General features: G+C 43.8%; 7 protein-coding genes. 2 read left to right on the forward strand and 5 right to left on the reverse strand.

The features are described 5' to 3' along the window. Positions 1–55: 55 nt before the first annotated feature. Genes TY03_RS11210 through TY03_RS22645 form a run of 5 tightly spaced genes read right to left on the reverse strand, consistent with a single transcriptional unit; the run spans position 56 to position 10227 of the window. Positions 56–379 (reverse strand): hypothetical protein, encoded by a 324-nt coding sequence (locus TY03_RS11210; RefSeq protein ID WP_024996427.1) that lies wholly within the window; start codon positions 377–379, stop codon positions 56–58. Positions 380–416: 37 nt separating this feature from the next. Continuing rightward, entirely contained in the window at positions 417–725 is a 309-nt protein-coding gene (locus TY03_RS11215; RefSeq protein ID WP_024996426.1) for a hypothetical protein, read from the reverse strand. Between the two features lie 56 nt (positions 726–781). Next, a complete protein-coding gene (locus TY03_RS11220; RefSeq protein WP_024996425.1) occupies positions 782–6031 on the reverse strand; it encodes a beta strand repeat-containing protein in 5250 nt (1749 codons plus the stop codon). Then, a complete protein-coding gene (locus tag TY03_RS11225) occupies positions 6031–7068 on the reverse strand; it encodes a hypothetical protein (protein WP_027317988.1) in 1038 nt (345 codons plus the stop codon). The genes TY03_RS11220 and TY03_RS11225 overlap by 1 nt, the downstream gene beginning before the upstream one ends. A gap of 12 nt (positions 7069–7080) precedes the next feature. After that, positions 7081–10227: a hypothetical protein gene (locus TY03_RS22645; protein ID WP_074434167.1), complete on the reverse strand. Its 3147-nt coding sequence runs from the start codon at positions 10225–10227 to the stop codon at positions 7081–7083. A 266-nt stretch (positions 10228–10493) separates the two neighbouring features. On the opposite strand from TY03_RS22645, the gene TY03_RS11240 reads away from it, so the two are divergent. After that, entirely contained in the window at positions 10494–10910 is a 417-nt protein-coding gene (locus TY03_RS11240; protein ID WP_024996424.1) for a VOC family protein, read from the forward strand. 77 nt (positions 10911–10987) lie between these two features. Beyond that, positions 10988–11932 carry a helix-turn-helix transcriptional regulator gene (locus tag TY03_RS11245; protein ID WP_024996423.1) on the forward strand — a complete coding sequence of 315 codons (945 nt, stop codon included), beginning with the start codon at positions 10988–10990 and terminating at the stop codon, positions 11930–11932. Positions 11933–11957: the final 25 nt, after the last annotated feature.

The raw sequence follows: 11957 nt of genomic DNA on the forward strand, positions 1-11957 counted from the left end.
AAGTGAACGGCAACATTCACTCTCTTGCAGAATAGAGTGAACCGGGCAGAATAGTTTAATTTACGGCTATTGAATCATATATCTTAGAAATGGAAATCCACATGTCATCCGGAAACTGTTCATCCGATACTTTCTCACAAATCATCTTAAGATATTCCATCTCATCGGTGGAAAAATCGACATGAAGGGGCGTTTCTTTCTCGATGTCCCATTCAATGCGTTTGGTTTCTTCGTTCTCACGCAGATTGACTTCATCTCGTTCAGTATCACTGATCTCAATCTTTTTCAGAATCTCCTTTTTTAGGTTGAACTGCTTGAAGTTTCCCTCTTTGGGGAGAAATGCCGGAATGTACAACCGGTCTTTAATTGATAGTTCCATATACTTTTTGATTTAGTTTACTTAGGTAGTATAGCCCTTATCTGTCGGCATAGTTTTCAGGTTGCTGCATTTCCCCTGCATTTTCCTTGATTTTTTCGACAAATCGCTCGAAGTCAAGGAAGAATAAAGAAACTTTCGCCTGACCATTCAGATTGCAGAACACGTTTCCATTTTCAAAAGTGATATACCCCGCATTATACTTTTCCACTCCGTCAAGCATTGTTGCCTGAACATTGGCATTGATACGGGTTAATACATCGTTGACCGTTACATATTCTATGAGGTAACTGGCATTGGCGGTAGTCTCTTCCGCTGTTTTTGTTAGGACTGTGCTTGTAATATTCATAATTTGCTTTTATTTCATGTAGAATAGAATAATCCAAAGACAAAAGTTTATCAGTTTTAAGACCAATCGGCTGTACTAAACACCTGAAAACAAAACGACCCTTCATTGGCACTGGAATCATCTTGTGTTTGGACATAGAAATAAGAACTATATATACCCATTATGGTAGCGTAAATGGGTGTACCGGTATAATATCCGGTCATCTGAACAAAGTAGTTACTATTTAACCCCCAAGGCAGATAAACCGTATAACGTCCTGTTCCGGTTCGACTGATCGACATTCTGGTGCCATCAAAAGTTTTCTGCTTAAGAGAAACGCTGGTGCCCGAAACCGTGGCGATACCTGATGCCAGACACTGCAAATAACTTCCATACTTACCACTGCACATTACATCACGCCTGTTGATTACAATCCAGCCAAAGAAAGTTGCATTATCTCCATAGCCTAATAATTCAACCATTTCCCGTGAAAAAGTGATGGAAGTCTTCTGTATGCCATCCTCAAAAAAATATTTTCCCGATGGGGCATAGATCGTCATATATCCTACCGTGGTATTACCTCCCCATTTATAATTCACCAGTGTAACCCTACGTCCACTCTGTTCCAAAGACCACGGCAAAGAGATATTTTCATCCCAGGAACCACGAATGGCTACAATGTTGTCGTAGTTATTAAAGTTTTCCTGTGTTGCTGTATCACCGCCAATCCAAATCGAAGAGTCGTTTAATACGAACTTATTTCGCACGCTACCCTGAATACGGACATTATTGAATACAGCACCTTTAGCTGTTACATTCCCCTTTGTGTCCCATGATATGTTTCCATTGGCCAGTTGTCCGGAACCATCATTATTTAGCCGCCAGCGGCTACCATTGATTATAGAACCGTCCGAGGAAAGTGCCACGCTATTTTTGTAAATTTGATAAGAGTTGATATACCACCCTCCGATTGTTCCTTTATCAAAGGTGCAGCTAAGGCCATTGATATACCCCGCATTGATAATATTAGCTTTAATGCTGGCAGCATCTAATTTGGATGAGTTGATGCTCCCGACAGCAATACGATCCGCACTGATAGTACCGGCAGTAATCTGGTTGGCACTCAATGTCCCTGTGTAGATACCATTGGAATCTATCGTAGTCGTATACTTCTCTGTGGAAGTTACATCAAACACGGTTGCATAAGCCACATACCATGTTAGTGTTGCAGATCCTTCGATATAGAAGAAGTTAGTACTGGAGAAGTTTCCCGTTCCACAAACTACTTTATACACATACTCACACCAGTCTCCCGTACCTGCATTTGAAGTAAGCCATTTACTCCAACCTCCATCACCGATAGCATTGGAAGCCCACTGAATTGTTCGTCCAGTAGGGATTTTGGCAATGATTCGGGTAATGAAAATTTTACGATAGGAACAAGCATGACCAAAATGAAAGCCACCGCATCCGGGAGATGCACTACCCGTATTGACAATCCTCAGCAGGTACTTGCTGTCATTGGGGGCTGTACTGTCATAGGCACGGGTAACAGCCACTGTTCCATTGCCTAAATTATTGTAGACATTTGTACTGTTATTACCATCAAAGAATGTCGGATCGCGGAACAGCATCTTTCCGTAAGCCATTGCAGATGCCAATTCTTTTGCGGCATTGGCTTTGTTTGTTGCATCTGTGGCCGCACTACTAATGGCTTCTGCTTTCTTGGTATCAGCATAGCTCTTGGCAGAGTTTAGGGCATTGGTGGCGGCATTTGTCCAATTCAAGGAAACGGAAGAGCCGAACGTAACGTTTCCGGCTGCATCCCAAACGATATTGCCATTTGCCAATCGTCCGGAACCATCGTTATTTAATCTCCATTTCGTCCCGTTGTAAACACTGCCATCTGAACCCAGATAAACACTATTTTTCCAAATATTCGCATTGTCGAAAGCCCAACCCGCAATACGGTTATACACCTCCTTACTACCGGAACGGGAGTAGTTGGTTGATAGACAAAAGTATTCAGTATTGTCCCAGGCCATCATTTGAATGCCCATAAATCCTGTTTTAACCGTATTGCCGGTAGCTGCTATCTGACCAATCACAATGTGCCCTGCGTTCGATGACTGATGCCATAATAAAGAAATACCCACAGGCTTATATGCCCCAGTGTACCAATATCCGCTACCATTTGCAGCGGTTCTTATTTGCACCGGCATAGTACCTACGCCTCCTATACCTCCCGTTGATATATGGTCGCTTCCAATTGTAAAGCCGCCAATAGTTCCTTTGGTAAAAGTGCAACTAAGTCCATTTATGTAACCAACATTGATGATATTGGCTCTGATACTATCAGCATCCAGTTTAGTCGCATTGATACTACCGGCAGCAATACGGTCGGCACTCAATACTCCGGTTGTGATGCTTGAAGCATTGATAACGACCGCATTGACTTGATTGGCAGTCAGCGTTCCCGTATAGATGCCTGTCGAACTGATATAGGTTAGCGGATGAGCGGATAAAGTGGAATCATTGCCTTGTGCCAGACCGATAAATCTACGCCTGCGAATCTCTTCCTCAACAGCAACAGTCAAGGTACGAGGAGCAGGAGCATTCACGGTTGTACTGCCACTTTGAAACATCAAATCGGAATTGTAGGCTATTTGCGGACTTGCGGGTATAGGAGACGGGCTGAATTCCGAACTGACCAAAGGCAAATCTGAATAGAGATGATACTTGGCTCCGGTCGCACCACCGCCACGTAAAAAGATGGCGAACATACAACTGTTTCCACAATGCAATGCACCGGCAAACATTCGGCAATAGGTTTCCGACAACTCGTAAATATCCCACGAGTACTCAATTCCTCCCCATCCACCAAAATTAGTTTTCAGATGCAATACAATACCTCCTTTATGAGTGGCTGTATTCCATGAGTCAGGTGCTTGCTCGCTGTATGTTCTTCGTACTACGATTTCTCGTTTAAAGTTCTGGTCACCACCTTTGATAATGACAGGATAATAGGTATTGGCATCTCCGTTAATCACGATGGACTGGTAATACGGATAGCCGAAGTTTGCCTTTTGAGCGTTTGCAATGTCGTTTTTCCATTGCAATGATACGGATGCTCCAAATGTGACATTTCCGATGGCATCCCAAGCGATATTACCACTGGCAACCTGTCCCGAACCATCATTGTTCAACTTCCATTTTGTACCGTTGGTAATCGAACCGTCAGCACCGAGATAAACACTATTCTTGTAAATTTGTGTGCCATTGATAGTCCAACCGGCAATGCGATTTACATATCCCAACTGTACAACCGTGTTTCCTGCTGTATCTGTGGCGAAAAGCCCAAAATCGGTATTGCTATTGTGGTATATTTGTACTCGATTTCCACTGGTCGGACTCGATGATGCCCCATAAACAGCAATACGGTTGTTTGCCTTATCCAAAATAATTTGACCGCCGGAGATAGATGTGGAATTAATAGTCCAGCCACCGATAGTTCCTTTATTTACAGTAAGGGTAAGGGCATTGATATTTCCAGCGGTAATCAGAGTAGCTTTTAACGCATCGACATTCAGCCGGGCGGTGTCAATCGTCCCTGCGGTGATTTGACTGGCATTAAGTGTTCCGGTATAAATACCATTCCCATTGATAAACGTGTTACGCTGGCCATTAATAGAAATTCCTTGCGGAACGCCATTTATTACAATTGTAGATAGTTCCGCGTAAGGTTCGGATGCGCCCAAACCATACATGGAAAAGAGTCCGTTGTTTTTCCCGATTCCCGGAATACCGATAAAAGCAAAAGGGATGCGTTCGTCGGTAACTATCCTGTCACTTCCACCACAACGTTGAATCGCTGTATTCAGTGTTGCGTTTATACGGATGGCATCATAGGAAGTCAAAATGACAATTTTATCGTTGCCCAGTGCATTAAGTGCTGTTGCCAATGTATCACAGTTCGCTTCACTGCCATAAACATCATAGTTCACAGTAGAATTCGCAACCAATGTATCACGGGCAATAACAATCAATGTTAGCCCTCTGGCACTGGTCTCATTAACCGTCGTACCATTCAGCACCACTTTACGGGAAGCAGCATGACTGAACCCTGTACCCCGTACATACAATTTTCCACTGTTGGCAGCATTAGCCGCCGCATTGGTCCATAATAGAGAAACGGAAGAGGAGAATGTAATATTTCCCGCAGTATCCCATGTAATATGACTACCCGCTATCGCTCCGGCTCCTGTTGCATCCAACCGCCATTTCAATCCTCGGATTCCGTTTGAGCCAATGGTAATAGAACCGGAAGCTGCCGTCAGTCCTCCTGATGTGTTGTTTTTCGTTCCTCGAAAAATGGAATCCGCATCCAGCGACCAACCGCCAATTTTCCCTTTGGTTACATTCAAAGTCAAAGCCTCTATGTTCCCTGCTGTAATCAACGTTGCCTTAAGTGCATCAACGTTGATTCGGGCAGCATCAATAGTACCTGCCGTTATTTGAGAGGCATTAATCTTGACCACATTCACCGTATTTGCAGACAACGTACCTGTAAATATTCCACTCGCATCAATATAGGTAGCCCCAACCCATGCTAAAGCAACCGCAGAACCAAACTCCACCTTTCCGGTTGCGGCATTGTACTTGATAAACTCGTTGCCATTACCTAACTGAACATTGCCAGTCGCATTAATTTCAAAGGTCTTCTTTCCGTTGTTGAAACCATAGATACCGTTTACCGTCTCTTTGGCTATCGTTCCTGCTGCATTTTGGGTGCTAAGTACAAACTTACCGATTGCCATACCGGTAAGAGTACCGTTCGCATTCTTCGTTCCTGCAAATATCTTGGGGGTTATCACGCTTTGTGCATCGATCACAGTCTTTCCGCTGTTCCAATCCGCTACCCAATCAAGCTGGTTACTGTCGGTACCGGGTGTTCCCGGAGCACCCGACTTTACTTTGTACCAACCAAAAGAAGCGTTGAGCGTTTGTCCGTTTATAATAACAGGAATGCTAATCGTTCCGGTGTCGGCAAGTGTCGTATTGCTTCCAGAGATGGTAAAGGAAACGGTTTTAGTGCTCTGGTTAACCGTGATGGAATAAAATCCGGTAGGTGTAGCAATGGCTCCAATGCTAAAGTCTGTGACCGGAGCTTCACCACATCGGACAGACAGGACAGAATGAACAGTAAGTGTACTGAGAACCTTTCCAGTATGGTCACACGAAATGGCAGCCTTATCAATGGATTGATAAACTGCATAGGTGTCGGTAACTATCCGGATGGTTATTTGTCCTCTCGCTACTACCGCCATTACTTGCTGATTTCAACAGTAAATGTAGCCGCAACAGAAACCTCGTCACGGGTAACAGTCAATGAGCGACCCGTCTTGACTCCGGCGGTTCCCCAAGCGGTATCTTGTACACCAAGTTTATTAAACTTACGCCAGGTACAAGTAGCCCCCGTAAAGAATGAATCAGGCAGTAGAGCTCCATTTTGCCAACAATTAACGGTCAAATTCGTTGAAGTCAAACCGCTTGTCAGTGTCGTACCTGCCGGGGCGATGATTTCTACCTGATACGGGTCGGACATGTCGGCAAACGAAAGAATATCACTTACGGTCGTATTGTAAGTGCCGGATGCCGCGTCCGTGTCTTTGATTTCACACTTGAACGATTCGAAGTTCAATACTGCCGCTTCCGGTATGGCTATCTCATTGGTAGTAAATCCAGTAATGCCACCAGCATTTGCTGAGGTTATTTCTGTCCATGCGCCACTACCTAATTTGTACCATTTATAAGTCACGTTAGTATTGTCAATAACCGACCCTCTCCACATATCACAGTGTGCTTTAAGAGTCGTTATATCACCGTTCTTGAACACCGTTCCGTTGGGAGCATAAGCGATTGCACAGATGAGTTGTCCGGCATTGGTCGTTTTGGTGTAAGTAATATTTGCTTTCGCCTTGGTTTCTGCGGTCGTGTCAGGGTCTACATAGATCACCTCACACTCCACCTGCAACTGACCCACCGAAGTCATGTTGTTTTTAATAGTCAGCGCATAAGGAGCTATCGTGGCTGCTGTAGCCCCAAAAGTAGCGATTGTCGTTGAACCGTTTATCTTCCAAACCGGAACACCTTTAAGTCTTGAAACCTGATTGGTACCCACTCCCGTAACATACACCTCCGGGGTAATAACCAAAAAGGGCGATGCCGTCCAGTTGGGAACATAGCTTGAGTTTTCTTTGTTGAAAATCTGGGTAGTTGCTACATTACTGCCCAGATATAGGTTGATGGATTTGCCATCGTTAAGATCCACAATGGTAATCTGACCTCTCGATATTACTGCCATATTTCTAAAGTTTTAATTGATAGTCACTTCACAAGTGAACATCGCCCTGCGGAAAATATCTTCATCCGAAATCGTCAGATGGCGACCGATGCCGGTGTGCTGTTCATTCCAAACGGCATCGCCATCCGCATTGAGTGATGTTCTCTTCCAGCAGAATAGGTTATCGGGAATGGTTTCGGTTATTTCTTTTGCTCCTTTATAGACATTGGCTGTTAATGTCGTTGAGATATTCCCATTGATAAAATGATTGCCGTCACTGGTAAATATCTGCACAGAGTAGGCATCCTCTCCGTCATAAAGTTCCACGATGGAGATTTGTCCCCGTGCTATCAGGTTCAACCCTTGATAAATTTCACAGACAAGAGCTCCACGAGTGTCAATGTCTGTTTTAGGAACTTGGATCTGTTTTCCCTGATAATTGTGAATAACTTGTATGCCTTCCGGGTCAAAGAGTTTCCAGCTATAATGGAATCCCGTTCCGGTGGTATCTGTTTCCTTGCCGGAGCGATAAACCAGTGCTTTAGCTTCAATATCATTCTCTCCGTTCTTAATCACAAACCCTTTCGTTCCGACAATATCCACCACAAAGGGGTCAGTCATATCGGTAAAGGTGATAGTATCAAACACGATCTGCCCGGCATAACTGTTACCGATGGTCGTATCCGTGTCCTTGATGGCACACTTAAAGGTCTCAAAATTACGCACGGCATTGGGCGTTATAGTAATCTCATAGGTTCTCCATCCGGCAATAACACCCTGTGGGTAAGTCTCACTAAGAACCGCCCAACCGGGGCCAAGTTGAGCGTCATATAGAGGGGTTGTAACAATAGAGTTAGTTACATAATCCCGTGTTAAGGGGGTGGTTAGGGTAACTGTCTTTGTCAGTTCATCTATCGATTGGATAATATGCTTGTTTGCACCAATCAAATACAATACGCCTCCCGGCACCATATTGGCAACCGAGCGTAAACTGATTGTATAGGAGCCCTTGCTGACAGGAGCCGCCATTTGAACGTTGGCAAACACAGACTCATCACGCACACCCCAACGATACTCTGCATTAGTGCTGTCTATCTGTGCTCCTCGCCACAGGTCGCATCGTGCCGTTAAGTTTTTCGATTCTCCATTTTTGAAGATATTGCCGTCCGGCGCATAAGCCAACGCCATCACCCTTGCACCCGGATTGGTTAGCTGTGAGAATTGGATGTCGGCAGCAATAGTAGTCTCATTACCACTACTGTCGATCCAAATGGCTTGAAAACCATACCGCATATAGGGAGCGTGTTGGCCGATGTGATTAGCTTTAATGGTTAAGTTGTATTTAGCTGTCGTATCACCAATCCAGCAACTGTCTGTTCCCGATATGATTTGTTTCCCGTTTTTATTCCACGACGCAGAGCCCAACTTAATGCCGGGACGCTGTGTCGCCGGATCAGCGAGCTGACCAATCAAGTCACTGTCTCCATAGTTGCTAATAAAAAGTGAAGGGGTCAATATCAGGTTTGTATGAGCCCAGTTTGGCATCCATGTGCGAGTTTCTTTATCATATATCTGTGTGGTGGATAAATTCGATGAAACAAACGCACGAATATTTGATGGTTTGGCTTGGGACAGTATCTGGTCTTTGGCCTCATCGTCCAGTTCTCCCCAACGAATAGTGATATCTGTCAGTTCAATATCGTCCAGTGTCCATTTGAATTTCCCTCCGGCAAAATACCCCGTACCATCCGGCTTGATGATAAATGAACCGTTGCGGGAGCTGATAGAGCCATCCTCGTTCAACCTTAATAGCGGATTTTGAATGGTACCACCTATACCGCCTTTGTTGAACCACGCTCCATAGTCCTCTACATAGGACAAATGTTCATCGGTGGGTTGGTATTGTGAAGCGTTATTGCCACTTTCGAGTTGGGGAGCGGTCAAGAGCAGATTTGTAAGAGATGTTTTGAATCGGATATACATTGCCTCTTGCCGGGAGTCTTGAACGACAAATGAGACCTTATAACGCCGCCACTCTCCTGCAATATCTATTTCAACATCTTGGATATAGTGCTCGTCTTGATAGAAAGCAATCCTTCCTTCCGTTCCCTTTACCCATATCGAAAAGGTATATCGTTTACCGATACGTTCCATGCGCCAGGCAGAGGATTGTACACATAGTTCTGTATCTCCACCCGTACAAACGACATCGCCAATTCCTGCCGGAGCAACCTCTTGCACAACTATTCCCCCAGAGAACTGTGCGCCAATTGAATTAGCAATCACGTTCTTGTGAATCTTACCCACATAAAAAGTAGAGGCGAATCCGTTTTCATCACCTGCTGTTAATGTTCCTGCAATGTTCACATTGCGGGTAGCGTATAGGTTTTGAAAGTAAGCCCCATAGCCCTCCAATAAGCCGAACACCGGGTCAATGATCCCTGTAATCTTGCCGATACGTGCTTTGGTCGAATCTGCGAAGGTGGCGATTCTCGACAATCGAACAATATTCAAATCTGAAATCTCGCACCAGTCATCACCAGTTAGCTCCGGAGCAATGGTTAGTTGACGGGGATATTGCCCAGGATAATCAATCGTGATAAGGGATAGCTTGTATTGCCAGTCGGTTGAGATATCCACCATGTCTGTGCCATCCTCTTCACTGCCGTCGGTATAACCAAAAGCGAGGGGCACATCTGCCTGAGCTTTCGATGCTCTGACTTTGTAAGCAATGACCATTCGTTCGGGATTTCTAACCGTGCCGTTGACAGGGAATTTAAACGATTTCCCGGCTGTGATGCGTTTAGGCTTTTCTTGAAGGTACAGTGAATGCTCAGTCGCCATACCGTCAATTACATCCATATAAGGCGATTCCGAATCGGATGCGGTCAGGTAAAGCGCACCACTTCGATTGCTATTGAAAAGATTGGTAACACGTACAAAGTCGAGTAGTTCTCCCTGCTGAGGTTCATCGCCCTCAACTAACGCTCCGATAAAATAGGGGGACTCTTTCTCCCTGACAATATCGCTACCCGTTTCAAGTACAATCATCAACGAATAAATCAGGTTGGGATTGTCGAAGTACTGACGGCGTACCACATCACCAACTTGTAATCCCTGAGTCTTTTTTGATTCGGGGTCAATGAGTATTTTGTATTTTGAGTAACTGTATAATGCCATTCTCTAAGTTGTTCTATATAGAGAATAGCAAGAAATTGATGATATGGTTTATCTTTAGAGCAAGATGTAATGTCTCTATGTACCAATACGAATAACGGATGAAAATAGATTTTAAGATTATTGCGATTATTCTTTTTAAAGATTGTATTTGTACTTTCCACTAAAAAAAATGAATGCCAAAGAATTGCTGACACACTGCTGTCAGTTGACCGATGTAATTTTGCATCGTGATTACAAGACAAGTATAAACTTTAAAAATCAAAAAAATGAAACTTACACCCCACTTTACATTTGACGGTCAAAGCGAAGAGGCACTAAAATTTTACAGCGTAGCACTAAATGGTGAAATTATCAGCCTAATCCGTTTTTCGGATATGGAAAACAGTTGTTGCAGCTCGGAAAAATTAAAACCTGAAGACCAAAAGCGAATATTGAATGGTTGTCTGCAATTCGGTGAAAACACCATTTATTGCTGCGACCAAATGCCGGGTCAGACACCAACTCAAGGAAATAACGTAATGATGGATATCACCCTGTTGGATAAAGCGGAGATACAACGAGTATTTGAGACCCTGTCTGAGAGTGGTAATGTTATTATGCCTTTGGCTCCTGCGGCGTGGACTCCTCTCTACGGAATGGTTATCGACCGCTACGGAATCTATTGGAACATTATGCAAAAGTAATTGAATCAAAAGAGTATGAGAGCCTATGTACTTTCATACTCTTTTATTACCTTTGTATTGTTGTTAATGTGATATGAATGAATAAAATAGAGAGACTTTCCGGCATATTGATCAAGTTACAGAGCCGTAAGTTCATCACTGCGTCTCGGATTGCCGATGAGTACGGTGTAAGTTTGAGGACTATCTATCGGGATTTGCGTATTCTCGAACAGTCCGGCGTTCCCATTACTGCCATTCCCAATGTAGGTTATTCCCTTGTTGACGGATACCGGCTTCCTCCGTTGATGTTTACAGAGGATGAGGCGTTTTCGTTTCTTATGGCTGAACGTCTGCTCAGTGAACAGTCGGATGAGAGTACCTATCTTATCTATAAATCGGGAATGGATAAAATACGCACAGCACTGAGGGTTGCCGAACGCGATGCGTTGGAGAACTTTGAGGAGAATGTCGGTGTATTAAAACATACGGACGCGATTGTCTACAAAGGGTGTTCACATATTCTATCTCCGTTGTTACAGAGTATTCGCAATAGAAAGAGTGTATTGATGGATTACCGGGCTGGATATACCAAAGAGAAATCATCTCGCCGTGTAGAACCTGTGGGGCTCTATTTTATGAACAATCAATGGTATCTATTGGCATGGTGTTGTCTGAGAGATGATTATCGCACGTTCAAACTCACCCGTATCATTTCGGTATCGCAGACCGAAGAGCCTTATACACACAAACACCCATCGCTCAAATCACTGCTTGGAAAAATGTATGCCGAGGATATCGTGTACAAAGTAACTATCAAAATAGAAAAAGAAGCTATGTATCTCGCCAGAGGGAATCGTTACCATAGACTTGTAGAAGAGACCGAGTACGACGATTATGCGATTTGCCATTATCACACCTTTTCTCTCGAACTTTTTGCACGGTGGTATCTTTCATTTGCGGACAAAGGACAAATAATCGAACCAGTAGAATTGAAAGATATTGTCAAAAAACTGATAGATAGTATAACTTCTTATGGTTTTTAAAATAACTATTTTCAGTTGACTATTC

Source organism: Bacteroides neonati, from assembly GCF_000499785.1.
GTDB classification, from domain to species: Bacteria; Bacteroidota; Bacteroidia; order Bacteroidales; family Bacteroidaceae; genus Bacteroides; species Bacteroides neonati.